Raw genomic sequence first — 14,486 nt, 5'->3', positions numbered from 1 at the left:
GCCGGCCGGACTGCTGGTCGACCGGTCGGCTAGCCGGCGGCGCCGCGGGGGAAGGTGATCTCGACGCGGCGGTTCTTCTTGCGGCCCTCTTCGGTGCTGTTGTCGGCGATCGGGTAGTCCTCGCTGTAGCCGCGGACGTCGTAGGTGACGCCGGGGCTGGTGACGGTCTTGGCCAGCTCGGCCTGGACGGCGTCGGCGCGTTGCTTGGAGAGCTCCTTGCCGTGCTCGTAGCTGCCCTGGTCGTCGGTGAAGCCGAAGACGCGGATGCGGGTGGCCTTCTGGGTGTTGATCTCCTGCGCGATGGCCTGGATGCGGGAGGCGGCCTGGGCGTTGAAGACGGCGCTGTTCTCCGGGAAGAGGACCTCGGACTGCAGGGCCATCATGACGTTCTGGTTGGTCTCCTGACGCCGCTGCTCACCACCGAGGTCTTCGACGACCTCGGCGATGTCGAGCACCTTGATGGGTGCGAGGGTGCCGCCCTGGGGGATCTTGAGACCGGGGGCGTTGGGGTCGACCTGCACGGGGGCCGCCGCCGATGGCTCCGTGCCGGGGGGGACGGAGGGCTTGACGTCGTCTGCGTGGGCGCTTGTCGCGCCGATGAGGTGGGTGCCGGCAATGACGAGGCCGGACACGGCGGTGGCTGCGGCTACGCGGTGGCGTTTGGTCATGGGGTCACCCGGAGAGTTTGACGGTGGCCGTGGCGAAGGTGGGGAGGCTCATCTCCACCTCGGTGGTGGCAGCGGGAGGCGCCGGGAACTGGGCGAAGAACGGAACCGACTGCCCTGGCTCAATGATGGCGAGCCCTGTGGTGCACAGGCACCTGCCGTCGGTGTCACGGAGTACGTAGTAACGCTTCTTCCCGACCTTGTCGACCAAGGTCACGCCAGCTACGGAGACACCGCTGGAGTTGAGTTCGTTACCGCGCCACGGTGCCGTGTTGACGTAGGGAGCGGTGCCCGTGTTCTTCAGCTGACCTTCAATCGTGAGGAATCCACCAGCGTCGCGAGCTGCTCTGCTGATGATCAGTGTCATACCGGCCTCACCGTCAACAGTGGCGAGCACCACCGTTGGCGTGGGCTTGGAGCCGCTGCTCGGAGCCTGCGATTTCGGGACATCACCCTGGTTCGCCGCCGACGAAGGACTCTCGGCAGACTTGGGCTTGTCATCGCCTCCCTCGCCACAGCCCGCCAGCGTGAGCGCCAGAACGACGGCAGTCGCAGCAGCCGCTCCCCCGCGAATCTTCGCCGAGCGCCGAGTGCTCATCTATGCAGCTTCCTTTTCTCGTGTTCTTGTCAGTCGACCAGTCGTACCGTGAAGAGAGCCCTCGCCAGCTTGGTCAGTGGGCCTGGATTCCGCAGATCCAAGGTGAGTGACTTCCCGTCGCAGACGAAGGCGACGTCTCCGGTTCCAGACGACGAACTCGGGCTAGGACTCGGAGAGGCACTGGGAGCCGGGCTGGGCGGGCTGGGCGTTGGGGCCGACTGGAGAGAGCACCGGGCCTTGATACGGGCTTTGGCGGTGGCCTGGCCGTGCATCCCCTCGGTTCCAGGGAGAACGGATTCACCGACCGTCCGCTGCGTTGTCACGCTGACCGTGACTGTGGGAATGGCTGCTTGGCATTCCGCAGTCGACCCGTTCAATGCGGCAAACTCGTCAGCCTTTGCACACGCTCCTCGGCCGGTCAGGAGATCGCCGGCAGCGAGCTTTTCCCAGTCGGCAGGCCGGAGAGCGAGCAGGTCGAGCCCCAAGAAGGCGTTGTCCCTGACTTCACCGGCAGCCGCAAGGGCAGCCGCATCAGCGGCGCCCTGTGCGTTGCTGCGTGTAACGCTTGCCTGACCGATGACGAAGAATGCCAATGCCGCAAAGAGCAGACCGGCCACCACAACGATGTAGATGGGGAACGCCTGTCCGCGATCTCCTCGTAGCCCCCTCTGAATCACTTGCCAGCGGTGATACTCGCAACCGCTCCCGTGATCTTGGTGGTGATGGCCTGCCCGATACCCGTACCGATGATCGCCCCGATGATCACCACGACCACCAGGATGATCCCCAGGTACTCGAACGCCGTCTGTCCTCGATCCCTCGCACCCTTGCCCGCGTACCGCTTCCGCATCCTCGCCAGCACGTTGTTCGACATAGGGGGTCCCTCCCGGTCCGGTTCCGCTGTCGATTCGCGGACGGTACGGGGAGTGACGAGGGATAACCAAGGGCCCCGGGGCCCAAATACGGTCCCATTGCGCACGGCGTCTACCCATGACCGGCCACCCCCGGGCGGGCGGTTCCCAGCCAGCGGGCTATCGCTTCGCTTCGGCTCGTGCTCTGGAGCTTCGCGAAGATGCGGTTGATGTGGTTCTTGACCGTCTTCTCGCTGATGAAGCAGGCGCCGGCGATCTGCTGGTTGTTCATGCCGGACGCGATCAGGTCCATGATCTCCACCTCCCGCGAACTCAGGCCGAACACAACGGAGTTGTGGATGCGCTCCGTCGACTGTGCCACAGAAGGTTGCGTTTGCGAAGAGGACCGGAGTTCCGCGAGGACGGCGGTGGCCGCCGTCGGGGTGAAGTGGGCTCGGCCGTTTCGGACGTCTCGGACCGCGCGGAAGAGTTCGTCCGCCGTGAACTCGCCGTGGATCAGGTAGCCGCCCGCGCCCAGCAGGAGGGCCTCGCGGACGACCTCCGTCTCCTGGCTGTACGTCAGCATCAGGACCGGGGCCAGGCACACCAGGTGCGGCAGCGCCGAGATGCCGTCCACGCCCGGCATCCGGACGTCCAGCAGGATCACGTCCGGGGCGTGCAGCCGGGTCAGGTGCAGGGCCTCGCGGCCGTCGCGGGCCTGGGCCACCACCCGGAGGTCCCCGGCCGTGGCCAGCAGCGCGCTCAGGCCCGCCCGCACGACCGGGTTGTCGTCGGCGATCAGGATGTCGATCGGGTTCGGGTTGGGGGTCGGGGTCGGGGTCGGGGTCGGGGTCATCGGATCCCCTCCAGCGGGAGCGAGAGACGGACACGGGTGCCCGGGTGGCCGGCCGGGCGGGGGCCCAGGGACAGGGCGGCTCCGATCGCCGCCGCGCGTTCCCGCATGCCGAGGACGCCGAAGTGGCCGCCCGACGGGGGCTGCGGGGGCAGGCCCCGGCCGTCGTCCTCCACCGAGACGGTGAGGTGCGTGCCGGTCACCGAGACGGTGAGCAGGGTCTCGCTCGCCTCCGCGTGGCGGCGTGCGTTCTCCACGGCCTCCGAGGCGATGCACAGGACGTGCCGGGCCACCGGCTGCGGCAGGACCGGGATCGGGGCCGTGCCCGACACCCGCACCCGCGCGTCCAGCGCGCGCAGCGCCGGCAGGAGGGGGACCGGTTCGCCCCGCAGGTCGGTGAGCAGCGCCCGGGACTCCGTCACCGCGCGGCGGGCCGCCGAGGCCACCAGGTCGGCCTGGGCGCGGACGAGCTCCGGGTCCGTCGCGCGGGACAGGGCGTCGGCCGTCAGCGCGAGGCCGTGCAGGGTCTTGGACACCGAGTCGTGCATCTCCCGCGCCAGCCGCTCCCGCTCCTCCCGGACCGCCTCGGCGGCCGCCAGCCGTGCCCGGGTCTCGGACAGGCGGAAGAGGAAGTCGCGGACCGAGGAGCCCGCCGCGCCGGCCAGGACGCAGAGGAGGGAGAGGACGAGGCCGCCGCCCAGGGCCGCCACCACCACGGTCTGCGCCGCCGCGAACACCGCCGAGCCCCGCCAGCCGTAGACCAGGCCGGCGAGGAGCGGGGTGCCGAGGGCCACCAGGCCCAGCGGGGACGAGGGGGTGGCGGTGACCAGCAGCAGCGCGCCGACGGCCATGTCCACCGCCAGCAGCCACCGGTGGCGCAGCAGCAGCGGTCCGAAGCGCTCCCAGTCGCGGAAGAGGGCGTAGGAGAGGGTGAAGGTCCCCACCACCGCGCCCGCCACCAGGTACGTCGGGACCCCGGACGCCGTGCCCCCCAGGGCCAGGGGGGCGCCGAGCGGGATCATGACCAGCCGTACCGCGAAGACCTGGCGGCACAGGGACTGGAGGGCGTTGGCTTCCAGGCGCACGGACGGGGTCATGGCTCAGCCGCCTCCCAGCAGCGCGCCGAAGTCCACGTTCGCGCCGTAGACGAAGCCGCAGACCAGCAGGATCAGCGTGCCCGGCAGCATGAACATGGTCACCGCGAAGGTGGCCTTCGGGACGGCCCGCGCGGCGCGCCGGCGGGCGTTCTGGGCGTCCGTGCGGCGCATGTCCTCGGCGATCGCGATCAGGGTGTCGACGATCGGAGAGCCCAGTTCCTCGCCCTGCTGGAGGGCGGTGACGAACTGGGCGACCTGCTCGGAGTCGTTGCGGCGGCGCAGCTCGTCGAAGGCCTGGCGGCGGCTGACGCCCATGTCCATCTGCTGGAGCGTGATGCGGACCTCGTCCGCCCAGGGGCCCTCGTACTTGCCCGCGACGCGTTCGAGGGCCTGGCGGAAGCCGAGCCCGGCGCTGACGACGACGGCGAGGACGTCCAGGAAGTCCGGCAGGGTGCGCTCGATGTTGTCGCGGCGTATCCGGATCGCCGACCACAGGCCGGCCTCGATCCAGAACAGCCCGAAGGCCACCATCAGCAGGGCGGGGACGAGTTTGCCGTTCATCAGCATCGCGAGCGCGCCGAGGCCGCCCAGGAAGCCGTACACCGCGCGCCGGGCGGCGTACCGGTCGATGGTGAGACCGGCCGGGTTGCCCGCCATGTCGATCTGGCGGCGCTTGCGGGCGACCTGCTTGGGCCCCATCAGGCGCAGCACCAGCGGCGCCCAGCGGATGCCGAGGCGGTCGACGAGGGAGCCGACGGCGGTCGTGCGGGTCGCGCCGACCTCCAGGGCGAGGGCGAGGTCGGTCGGGAGTTTGACGTCGGCGCGGTAGAGCCGGACGCCGTAGAGGATCCCGAAGACGGACAGGCCCACGGCGAGGGCGAGGAGGACGGGAAGGTGGCTGTTCATGTCGGCGGCCCGCCCCTCAGACGTCGATCTTCGACAGGCGGCGGATGAGGACGAAGCCGAGCGTGAAGAGGCCGAGCGCCACGAGCACCGCCGTCTGGCCGATCAGGGCCCCGGTCATCCGGTCCAGCGCGCCCGGCATCATCAGGTCGACCAGCAGCAGCGAGCCCAGCCCGATCGCCGGGACCAGGTACGCGGTCACCGTGACCTGCGAGAGCTGCGTACGGATCTCCCGGCGCGTCTCCTTGCGCTGCTCCAGGGTCACGGTCAGGTTCCGCAGGCTGCCGACGATGGCGCCGCCCGCCCGCGCCGACAGGACCAGGGTGGAGACGAGGACGACCAGCTCGCGGGACGGGAGCCGTTCCACGATCTCCCCGAGCGCCTCCTCGATGGAGTGGCCGACCGCGAGCCGGTCCGCGACCCGGGACAGCTCCTCGCCCGCCGGGGCCTCCAGTTCCTCCGCCGCGATCCCGATGGCGGTGCGCAGGGCGAGTCCGGCCTGGGTGGCGTTGGCGAGGATCCGGGCCAGTTCGGGCAGCTGGTTGATGAACCGCTCCGTACGCCGGGCGCGCTGCCAGTTGAGGAAGGCGTTGCCCGCCCAGAGGCCGATCAGGCCGGCCACCGGGCCGAAGAAGGGCGCCAGCAGGGAGGCGGAGAGCAGCCAGATCCCGGCGACGGCCATCAGCATGTAGACGAAGAACTCGCCCGGGGTGAGGTCCAGGCCGGTGGTCGCCAGCTTCAGCTCGATGCGGCGGCCCGGCTTCGTCCCGCGCAGGCGCCGGTCGACGCCCTGGAAGCGGCGTCTGCGGCCGGCCGTCTCGGGCGCGGCCTCCGCGGAGAGCCGGTCGATGAGGGCGGCGCGCTGGGCGAGCCCGGCCGAGTACGCGTGTACCCCGAGGGACACGAACAGGCCCGCCAGCAGCGTGGCGCCTAGGGTGAGGAGGACGAGGTTGGTCACAGGACGGTCCGGGAGGTCAGCGGGTCGAGGTAGTCCTCCGGCGGGGCGACCCCGAAGGCCTGGGGGATGGGCTGGTTGCTCATGTAGAGGCGCTCCGCGATCCGGCGGGGCAGCGGGGCGTAGGCGAAGTAGCCGTGGACGCGTCCGTCGGCCCCCATGGGCTGGGCGATGTAGCGGCACACGGTGGTGATCCGGAACGGCTCGCGGCCGTGGGAGTCGAGGATGGAGATCTCCGTGATGCGGCGCGAGCCGTCGCCGAAGCGGGTGAGCTGGACGATGACGTTGACGGCGCTGTTGATCTGGTCCTGGAGCGCCTCGAAGGGGATCTCGACCTCCGACATGGAGGCGAGGGTCTGGAGCCGCATCAGGGCGTCCTGCGAGCTGTTGGCGTGGACGGTGGCCAGGGAGCCGTCGTGGCCGGTGGACATCGCCTGGAGCATGTCGAGGGTCTCGCCGCCGCGGACCTCGCCGACGATGATGCGGTCGGGGCGCATGCGCAGGGAGTTGCGCACGAGGTCGCGGATGGTGATCTGCCCCTTGCCCTCGACGTTCGCCGGGCGGGATTCGAGGCGGATGACGTGGGCCTGCTGGAGCTGGAGTTCGGCGGAGTCCTCGATGGTGATGACGCGTTCGCCCTCCGGGATCAGTCCGGAGAGGGCGTTGAGGAGGGTGGTCTTCCCGGTGCCGGTGGCGCCGGAGACGATCAGGTTCATCTTCGCCTGGACGAGCCCGGAGAGCAGGATCAGCATCTGCTCGTCGAGGGAGCCGAGGGCGATCATCTCGTGCAGGGTGAAGGCGCGCGGGAAGCGGCGGATGGTGAGGGTCGCGCCGGTGAGGGAGAGCGGCGGGATGATGACGTTGACGCGCTCCCCGCTGGGCAGGCGCGCGTCGACCATCGGGTTGGCCTCGTCCACGCGCCGGTTGACGGTGGAGACGATGCGTTCGATGGTCTGCATCAGCTGTTCGTGCGAGGCGAAGCGGAGGGGGAGCTGCTCGACCCGGCCGGAGCGCTCGACGAAGATCTGGTCGGGGCCGTTGACCATGATCTCGGAGATGGAGGCGTCTTCGAGGAGCGGTTCGAGCACGCCGAGGCCGAGGGCCTCGTCGACGACGCGGCGGATCAGCTGGGCGCGCTCGGCGGTGGAGAGGACGGGGCCCTCGCGGCTGATGATGTGCCCGAGTACGCGTTCCAGGCGCGCCCGGCGCTCGGCGGGCGCGAGCGCGGACATCTCGGCGAGGTCGATCTCCTCCAGCAGCTTGGCGCGGTAGGAGGAGACGAGCCGGCCGTCCTCGCGGGGGCTGTGGCGGTCGTCGGGGGTGTTGACCCGGGAACGCAGGCTCATGGTCACGGTCCCTTCGGGTCGTCGTTGGGCATGACGGCCGTTGCGGTGGCGTCCGGTACGTCGAGACCGGGCACGATGCTGTTGATCTTGATCGTCACGTTGGCGGTGACGGCGTCGTCGCCCGCGTCCACCGTCACCTTCGCCGGGAGCCCTTCCCGGACGGCGGCGCGCCCGGCGGCCTCGCCCCGGCCCCGGTGCTGGGCCTCCACGCGGGCCGCCGTACGGGCGGCGGTGTCGGCCTGTTCGTGGACGTACGCGATCCAGCCCAGCTGGATCCCGCACAGGGCGACGAACAGCAGGATCGGCACGAAGCCGATGTACTCCAGGGCCACCTGCCCCCGGTCGGAGCGGATGCCGCCTCGTCTCACGTTCACTCCTCCCGCTCCATCGCCGCGCCGCCCTTGCCGTCGATCTCGCCGAAGTCGAGTCCGGGGAAGAGCACCGGGATGCCGAGCTTCACCCGGGCCTGGTAGACGTCCCCGGCCCGCACGCACTCGACCTCCGGCTCCCACACGCCGCCGATGTGCTCCAGGCCGGCCGCCTCGCACTCCGCGTCGCCCTTGACCGCCCCCGCGCGGGCCGCCTCGTCGGCGGCGTTGCCGGCCAGGGAGAACGCGTAGCCGATCAGTACGCACTCCCACACCGCCGCCACGAGCAGCAGGATCAGCGGCACCATGCCCACGAACTCCAGGGCCACCTGCCCCCGGTCCCCGCCCCGCCCCCGCACCCGCCCCCGCACCCGCCCCCGGCGCACGCGTCAGCCCTCCCGGCCGCGCCGCAGCCGGGCCACCGGGCCGGCCGCCCGGACGGCGAGGGCCGAACCCGTGCGCGACTGCGCCGGGACCGGTGCCTTGTCCGGGGCGGCGAGGAGACCGAGCTCGCCGGCCACCGCCCACAGGGCCTGCTTGACCGTGGAGCGGTTGTCGAGGTCCTGGACGCGGCCCGCGTCGACGACGGCCTGGAGTTCCTTGAAGGCGGCGGGGACGGTGGTGCGCACGGGCCGGGTCTTGGTGATCTTCTCGATCAGGGAGGGCTGGATCTCGGTGTGCTTGCTCCAGCGGTTGACCACCATCGCGGTGTCCTCGGCCTTGCGCACCTGGAGCCGCTCCCACATCCGGACCATCCGCTTGGCCGCCCGTACGGAGACCACGTCCGGGGTGGTGACCAGCACGGCCACGTCGGCCTGTTCCACGGCGGCGGCGTTGGCGCCGGTGACCTGGGTGCCGCAGTCGACGACGACCAGTTCGTAGCGGGCGCGCAGGGCGCCGATGACCTGGCGGGTGGCGCGTTCGTCGAGCTCCTCGCCCCGCTCGCCCTCGGCCGGGGCAAGCAGCAGCGCGAGGCCGGTGCGGTCCTCGTACACGGCGTCCTGGAGGACCCGGGGCGAGATGTCCTGGATGCCCGCGAGGTCGGCGATGGAGCGGCGGAACTGCACGTCGAGGTAGGAGCCGACGTCCCCGGCCTGGAGGTCGAGGTCCACGAGGGCGGTACGCCGCCCGGAGGCGGCGGCCGCGAGCGCGAACTGGACGGCGGCGAAGGTGGTGCCGACGCCGCCCTTGGCGCCGGTGACGGTGACGACCCGGCCGCCCGGGCCCGTGAACGCCTCGGCGCCCCCGCCCAGGTGGCGGCGCACGCCGACGGCCCACAGGGCGGCGGCCTGGACGCGGGCGCTCAGTTCCTCGTATGACAGGGGCAGGGCGATCAGGCCCCGCGCGCCGGAGTCCATGGCGGCGGAGAAGACCCCGGGCCCGGCGTCGGAGGAGAGCAGGACCACGCCGACCGCCGGGAAGCGCAGGGCGACTTCGCGGATGAGTTCCAGGGCGGGGACGGGGCCGATCCGCTCGTGGACGAGGACGACCTCGGGGAGTTCGTCGACGGAGTCGGCGGCCAGCCGGCCCAGGGTGTCGAGAAGGGTGGTGGAGTCGGGGACGGGAGGGGCGGGCTCGGCGTCCGGCAGCTGGCTGAGCAGGGCGGTGATGGAGCGGGCGGCGTCGGGGTCGCCGGCCGCGGGGAGGATTCGAGTGGTCATCCGCGCCTCACTTGTCCCCGTCGAGGGTGTACGTGCGGTCGGCCGGGCTGGGGGCCGAGTCGGTACCGGGGGCCACCAGGGCCAGCCGGACGTGCTCCGCGAAGGACTCGGCGTAGGCGACGCGCTGGGTGTCCTTCGTGTTCAGGGCGAAGGTGATCGGGACCGCCTCGGCGGGGCCCTTGCGGTCGCTGTCCTTGTCGAGGGCGGTGAGCTTGCCGACGCCCAGGACGCGGGCGTTGGCGACGATGATCACCGAGCGGGAGGGGTCGGTCTCCTTGGCGCCCTTGAAGGTGGCGATGATGTTGACCTTCGCCCCGGAGGTGATCTTGCCGGCCACGCCGGTGGCCGCGTCGATCATGATGGCGATCTCCTGCTCCCCGGGCTGGAGCTGCGGCTTGTCGACGAACATGTCGCTCTGGAGCAGGGAGCCCTTCTTCAGGGTGGTGAGCGCGATCTTGCCCTGGAGCGCGCCGAGGTCGTCGACGGCGGTGTCGGACAGCCACCGCTTGGGGACCTTCACCTCTTCGAACTGGCCGGCCGTGAGGGCGCTGTACGGTGCGATGTCGCCCTTGACGCGGTACGCGGTGACCTCGGCCCCGACCTTGGAGTTGACGTCGCCGATCACGACGAGGACCCCGGCGAAGGCGGCGAGGGCGCACAGGACCGACAGCAGGAGCAGGATGACGCCGCGGCGCTGGCGTGAGTTCATGAGCCGTACTACCTCGCCGTTCTTCGTTCGTTCGGGCGGTCAGGATCCGGATCCGGAGCGTGCGGCGGGCACCTCGGGCGGGGGTGCGGCCAGGGGGGCGGCGCAGAAGCCGCAGCGGTCGCCGATGAGCTCGAAGCCGCACCAGCCGCACTCCTCGCGCCGGACCGAGGAGACCAGCTGGTAGAGGACGGAGACGTCGGGGATGGCGGCGGCGAACTCGACGAGCTTCGGGGTGGCCCACCAGCGTGCGGAGTCGGCGGGCAGCGGGTTCTCCATGACGCCCTGCACCTGCCAGGCGGGGGCGAGTTCGGCCGTCACCCAGTCGGAGGACAGCTGGCCGCGCGCGAAGGTGAGGTGGGTGGCGAAGGCCGGTCCGGGCGGGATCACCCCGGTGGCGGCGGTGCCGAGCCGGGCCAGGTGCGGCGACGGGTGGGCGAGTACGGCGAACTGGGCGCTCGGCGACCAGGAGCGGGCGTGTGCCTTGAGGCCGACGGGGATGCGGTCGAGCTTGGCGACGGAGCCCAGCAGGGCGCCCGCGTGGATGTAGTGGGACAGCAGCCGGGCGGCGGAGGCGATGACGCCCGGGCTGAAGTCGCAGACGGTGAGCTGGCGGAGCTGACGCACCAGCACGGCGGTGCCCAGCGGCGGGAGATCGACGTCGAGGAGCGCGATCCGGTCGGTCTCCAGGATGGCCCGTACGGTGCGCAGCCGGCGGACGGTGGCGGCCGGCAGCCAGGGCGGCACGACGGCTACGAGGTGCCCGTGGCGCTCCAGCAGGGCGGTGGTCTCGGTGAGCGAGGCCTCCAGGCCGGCCTCGGCGGGCGGGCGCATCACGGCGGCGCCCGGGGTGTGCCGGTCGGGGGCCGGCAGCACCAGATCGGCACTGGTGACAGCGATGGCGGTCGGCACGCGGATCCCCCCGTTCACCCTCTGCGCAGCGCCCGTTCGCCCGGTCTTCGGCCGGCCCTGGGTGCGCGCGCATGCTGCGCGACCGCAAACGATCGACGCTCTTCCCCCTTGCCCCAGCACCATATCCGCGACGCCCCTGGCAGGGCAGGGGCTTGAGGATTCCCGTGCCGGAAGCACATGTCACAGGAGGCGGGAAACCCGGACAACAGGGATCACGGCTCCGAGCATTTCAAGCCACATTGCAAACACCCTTGACACGGGGATTGGTCTGGACCAACTTGGCTGGCGCCAGTTCCCCTCGCGGGGGACCCCACTCCCCCCTCACCGCTCCCCCCTTCCGCTTCTCCCCTTCCTCCCCCCACGGAGCCCACGTGAACCGCATACGCTCCCTCGCCCTGCCCCTCGCCGCCACCCTCGCCGCCGGCGGGCTCTCCGCCCTCGCGGCGGGCCCCGCACAGGCCGCCGACGTCAACGTCGTCCGCAACGGCGGCTTCGAGTCGGGCCTCGCCAACTGGTCGTGCTCGAACGGCAGCGGCGCCTCCGTCTCTTCCCCCGTCTTCTCCGGGGCGGGTGCCCTGAAGGCCACTCCGGCGGGCTCGGACAACGCCCGCTGCAGCCAGACCGTCACGGTCAAGCCGAATTCCACGTACACGCTCGCCGCCCAGGTCCAGGGCTCGTACGTCTACCTCGGCGCGACCGGCACCGGCACCCAGGACGTCTCCACCTGGACCCCCGGCTCGGGCGGCGGCTGGCAGAAGCTGTCGACCACCTTCACCACCGGCCCCAACACCACCCAGGTCACCGTCCACACCCACGGGTGGTACGGCCAGCCGGCCTACACCGTCGACGAGTTCAGCGTGTTCGGCCCCGACGGCGGCGGCCCCACCGACCCCGGGCCCGGCCTGCCGGGGGCGCCGGCGGGGGCCGCCGTTTCCGGCCAGAGCCAGAACGGCCTCACCCTTTCGTGGAACGCGGTCAGCGGAGCGAGCGGCTACCACGTGTACCAGGACGGCGCCCGCGTCCAGACGACGGCGAACACCTCCGCCCCCCTCACGGGGCTCGCGCCGGGCACCTCGTACTCCTTCCAGGTCAGCGCGTACAACGCGGCCGGCGAGGGCCCGAAGTCGGCGCCGGTCACCGGCACCACCACCGGGGGCGGCGGCCCGAACCCGAACCCGTCGGTGCCCCGGCACGCGCTGACCGGCTACTGGCAGAACTTCAACAACGGGGCGACCGTCCAGAAGCTCTCCGACGTCTCCGCGCAGTACGACATCATCGCCGTCTCCTTCGCCGACGCCACGGCCACGCCCGGCGCCATCGCCTTCAACCTCGACTCGGCGGGCCTCGGCGGCTACACCGTGGCGCAGTTCAAGGCGGACGTCGCCGCGAAGAAGGCGGCCGGCAAGTCGGTCATCCTCTCCATCGGCGGCGAGAAGGGCACGATCTCGGTCAATGACTCCGCCTCGGCCGCCAACCTGGCGAACTCCGCCTGGGCGCTGATGCAGGAGTACGGGTTCAACGGGATCGACATCGACCTGGAGAACGGCATCAACCCGACGTACATGACGCAGGCCCTGCGCGCCCTGTCGGCGAAGGCGGGCCCCTCGATGGTCCTGACCATGGCCCCGCAGACCATCGACATGCAGTCCACGCAGGGCGGCTACTTCAAGACCGCGCTGGCCGTGAAGGACATCCTGACGGTCGTGAACATGCAGTACTACAACAGCGGCGCCATGAACGGCTGCGACGGCAAGGTCTACTCCCAGGGCTCGGTGGACTTCCTGACGGCGCTGGCCTGCATCCAGCTGGAGGGCGGCCTCGACCCCTCGCAGGTGGGCATCGGCGTCCCGGCCTCGCCGAGCGGCGCGGGCAGCGGCTACGTCTCCCCGACGATCGTGAACAACGCCCTGGACTGCCTCGCCAGGGGCACGAGCTGCGGTTCCTTCAAGCCGTCGAAGACCTACCCCTCGCTGCGCGGGGCGATGACCTGGTCGACCAACTGGGACGCCAAGGCGGGTAGCACCTGGTCCAACGCGGTGGGTCCCAAGGTCCACGGCCTGCCGTAGGCGGTAGAGGTGTGGGGGTGGCTGATTCGGTCCGCTGGGCACCTTGGGGTTCTTGACCGGAACATGCCATGAGAGCACGCTGTGCGCGTCCGCACGGCTACCCCCACACTCCCACCCAGGAGAACGCATGCGGCTCCACACCCGCCGGAGGGCCGCCGTCACGGCGGCCCTGCTGGCACTCGCGCTCGGCGCACCCGCCTACGGCATGAGCGCGACGGCAGCGCCCCCGCCCACCCCGTCCACCGCCACCCAGGACGAGGCGATCGCCCAGTACGAGATCCACGGCCCCGCCACGGCCGCCGAACGCACGGCCCTGCTCCGCACCGGGGTCTCCATCGACGAGGTGGACGCCCACTCGGTCGTGGTCAGCGCCGACCCCATGCAGGCCAAGAGCCTGCGCGCGCTGGGCTACGAGCTGAGCCCGCTGCCCGGGCCCCCGGACCGCAGCGAGCGGGGCGTCGCCGCGTCCCCGATGGACTTCCCCCCGGCCGACTCCCGGTACCACAACTACGCCGAGGCGGCCGCGGAGATCGACCAGCGGATCGCCCAGTACCCCGGGATCATGAGCAAGCGGGTCATCGGGAAGTCGTACCAGGGCCGCGACCTCGTCGCCATCAAGATCAGCGACAACGTCGGCACGGACGAGGCCGAGCCCGAGGTGCTCTTCACGGCCCATCAGCACGCCCGTGAGCACCTGACCGTGGAAATGGCCCTGTACCTGCTGAAGGAGTTCGGCTCCAAGTACGGCAGCGAGAGCCGGCTCACGAACATGGTCAACCAGCGCGAGATCTGGATCATCCCGGACCTCAACCCGGACGGCGGCGAGTACGACATCGCCACCGGCTCCTACCGCTCCTGGCGCAAGAACCGCCAGCCCAACAGCGGATCCTCGTACGTCGGCACGGACGAGAACCGCAACTGGAACTACAAGTGGGGCTGCTGCGGCGGCTCCAGCGGCAGCAAGAGCTCCGAGACCTACCGGGGGCCGGCCGCCGAGTCCGCGCCCGAGGTCAAGGCGGTCTCCGACTTCGTCCGCAGCCGCGTGGTCGGCGGCAAGCAGCAGATCAAGGCCGCGATCGACTTCCACACGTACAGCGAACTGGTGCTGTGGCCCTTCGGCTACACCTACAACGACACCGCACCGGGCCTCACCGCCGACGACCTCGCCGCGTTCAAGAAGGTCGGCACGGGCATGGCGGCCAGCAACGGCTACACACCCGAGCAGTCGAGCGACCTCTACATCACCGACGGCACGATCGACGACTGGCTGTGGGGCGACCAGAAGATCTTCGGCTACACCTTCGAGATGTACCCGGCGAGCGGCGGCGGCGGCTTCTACCCGCCCGACGAGGTGATCGACCGCGAGACGGCACGCAACAAGGAGGCCGTGCTCCAGCTGCTGGAGAACGCGGACTGCATGTACCGCTCCATCGGCAAGGAAGCCCAGTACTGCTCATAGCGGCCGGGTGAACCGGGGCGCCCCACCGCCAGGGGGGCGCCCCTTC

16 protein-coding genes are annotated in these 14,486 nt (G+C 71.1%); 2 read left to right on the top strand and 14 right to left on the bottom strand.

The genetic code is table 11. The annotated features are described in order from the left end of the window. Positions 1–29 precede the first annotated feature (29 nt). From AC069X_RS01615 to AC069X_RS01550, 14 genes are all read right to left on the bottom strand, one after another. Positions 30–668, bottom strand: a complete 639-nt coding sequence (locus tag AC069X_RS01615; protein ID WP_478723934.1) for an OmpA family protein — start codon at positions 666–668, stop codon at positions 30–32. 4 nt (positions 669–672) lie between these two features. Beyond that, positions 673–1,263: a hypothetical protein gene (locus AC069X_RS01610; protein ID WP_478723932.1), complete on the bottom strand. Its 591-nt coding sequence runs from the start codon at positions 1,261–1,263 to the stop codon at positions 673–675. 29 nt (positions 1,264–1,292) lie between these two features. Beyond that, on the bottom strand, positions 1,293–1,880 hold the full coding sequence (locus AC069X_RS01605; RefSeq protein WP_478723931.1) for a pilus assembly protein TadG-related protein: 588 nt from the start codon (positions 1,878–1,880) through the stop codon (positions 1,293–1,295). A gap of 56 nt (positions 1,881–1,936) precedes the next feature. Beyond that, positions 1,937–2,137, bottom strand: a complete 201-nt coding sequence (locus tag AC069X_RS01600; RefSeq protein ID WP_478723929.1) for a hypothetical protein — start codon at positions 2,135–2,137, stop codon at positions 1,937–1,939. Positions 2,138–2,247: 110 nt separating this feature from the next. Then, positions 2,248–2,970, bottom strand: coding sequence for a response regulator (locus AC069X_RS01595; RefSeq protein ID WP_478723927.1), 723 nt, complete (start codon positions 2,968–2,970; stop codon positions 2,248–2,250). Then, on the bottom strand, positions 2,967–4,064 hold the full coding sequence (locus AC069X_RS01590) for a sensor histidine kinase (RefSeq protein WP_478723926.1): 1,098 nt from the start codon (positions 4,062–4,064) through the stop codon (positions 2,967–2,969). The genes AC069X_RS01595 and AC069X_RS01590 overlap by 4 nt, the downstream gene beginning before the upstream one ends. Before the next feature lie 3 nt (positions 4,065–4,067). Then, entirely contained in the window at positions 4,068–4,970 is a 903-nt protein-coding gene (locus tag AC069X_RS01585; protein WP_478723924.1) for a DUF5936 domain-containing protein, read from the bottom strand. A 16-nt stretch (positions 4,971–4,986) separates the two neighbouring features. Beyond that, positions 4,987–5,925, bottom strand: coding sequence for a type II secretion system F family protein (locus AC069X_RS01580; RefSeq protein ID WP_478723922.1), 939 nt, complete (start codon positions 5,923–5,925; stop codon positions 4,987–4,989). Then, positions 5,922–7,268: a CpaF family protein gene (locus AC069X_RS01575; protein ID WP_478723920.1), complete on the bottom strand. Its 1,347-nt coding sequence runs from the start codon at positions 7,266–7,268 to the stop codon at positions 5,922–5,924. Before AC069X_RS01575 ends, AC069X_RS01580 begins: the two co-directional genes overlap by 4 nt. Positions 7,269–7,270: 2 nt before the next feature. After that, positions 7,271–7,642: a TadE/TadG family type IV pilus assembly protein gene (locus tag AC069X_RS01570; protein ID WP_478723918.1), complete on the bottom strand. Its 372-nt coding sequence runs from the start codon at positions 7,640–7,642 to the stop codon at positions 7,271–7,273. Then, entirely contained in the window at positions 7,639–7,965 is a 327-nt protein-coding gene (locus tag AC069X_RS01565) for a TadE/TadG family type IV pilus assembly protein (protein ID WP_478723916.1), read from the bottom strand. Before AC069X_RS01565 ends, AC069X_RS01570 begins: the two co-directional genes overlap by 4 nt. A gap of 60 nt (positions 7,966–8,025) precedes the next feature. Beyond that, on the bottom strand, positions 8,026–9,297 hold the full coding sequence (locus tag AC069X_RS01560) for a CpaE/TadZ family protein (RefSeq protein ID WP_478723914.1): 1,272 nt from the start codon (positions 9,295–9,297) through the stop codon (positions 8,026–8,028). A 7-nt stretch (positions 9,298–9,304) separates the two neighbouring features. Next, on the bottom strand, positions 9,305–10,006 hold the full coding sequence (gene cpaB, locus AC069X_RS01555) for a Flp pilus assembly protein CpaB (RefSeq protein WP_478723912.1): 702 nt from the start codon (positions 10,004–10,006) through the stop codon (positions 9,305–9,307). 39 nt (positions 10,007–10,045) lie between these two features. After that, positions 10,046–10,915: a hypothetical protein gene (locus AC069X_RS01550; RefSeq protein ID WP_478723910.1), complete on the bottom strand. Its 870-nt coding sequence runs from the start codon at positions 10,913–10,915 to the stop codon at positions 10,046–10,048. A gap of 371 nt (positions 10,916–11,286) precedes the next feature. On the opposite strand from AC069X_RS01550, the gene AC069X_RS01545 reads away from it, so the two are divergent. Continuing rightward, positions 11,287–12,981: a chitinase gene (locus tag AC069X_RS01545; protein ID WP_478723908.1), complete on the top strand. Its 1,695-nt coding sequence runs from the start codon at positions 11,287–11,289 to the stop codon at positions 12,979–12,981. Between the two features lie 127 nt (positions 12,982–13,108). Then, a complete protein-coding gene (locus tag AC069X_RS01540; RefSeq protein WP_478723906.1) occupies positions 13,109–14,440 on the top strand; it encodes a M14 family metallopeptidase in 1,332 nt (443 codons plus the stop codon). Positions 14,441–14,486 lie beyond the last annotated feature (46 nt).

This window comes from Streptomyces sp. NPDC043896 (assembly GCF_056435605.1).
The sequence above is the reverse complement of the archived record's forward strand: the minus strand, read 5'-3'. Positions and strand labels throughout refer to the sequence as shown.

Coding starts and splice junctions, on each gene's coding strand:
- AC069X_RS01615 (WP_478723934.1), bottom strand. CDS start 668: ATGACCAAACGCCACCGCGTAGCCGCAGCCACCGCCGTGTCCGGCCTC.
- AC069X_RS01610 (WP_478723932.1), bottom strand. CDS start 1,263: ATGAGCACTCGGCGCTCGGCGAAGATTCGCGGGGGAGCGGCTGCTGCG.
- AC069X_RS01540 (WP_478723906.1), top strand. CDS start 13,109: ATGCGGCTCCACACCCGCCGGAGGGCCGCCGTCACGGCGGCCCTGCTG.
- AC069X_RS01590 (WP_478723926.1), bottom strand. CDS start 4,064: ATGACCCCGTCCGTGCGCCTGGAAGCCAACGCCCTCCAGTCCCTGTGC.
- AC069X_RS01585 (WP_478723924.1), bottom strand. CDS start 4,970: ATGAACAGCCACCTTCCCGTCCTCCTCGCCCTCGCCGTGGGCCTGTCC.
- AC069X_RS01560 (WP_478723914.1), bottom strand. CDS start 9,297: ATGACCACTCGAATCCTCCCCGCGGCCGGCGACCCCGACGCCGCCCGC.
- AC069X_RS01595 (WP_478723927.1), bottom strand. CDS start 2,970: ATGACCCCGACCCCGACCCCGACCCCGACCCCCAACCCGAACCCGATC.
- AC069X_RS01575 (WP_478723920.1), bottom strand. CDS start 7,268: ATGAGCCTGCGTTCCCGGGTCAACACCCCCGACGACCGCCACAGCCCC.
- cpaB (WP_478723912.1), bottom strand. CDS start 10,006: ATGAACTCACGCCAGCGCCGCGGCGTCATCCTGCTCCTGCTGTCGGTC.
- AC069X_RS01600 (WP_478723929.1), bottom strand. CDS start 2,137: ATGTCGAACAACGTGCTGGCGAGGATGCGGAAGCGGTACGCGGGCAAG.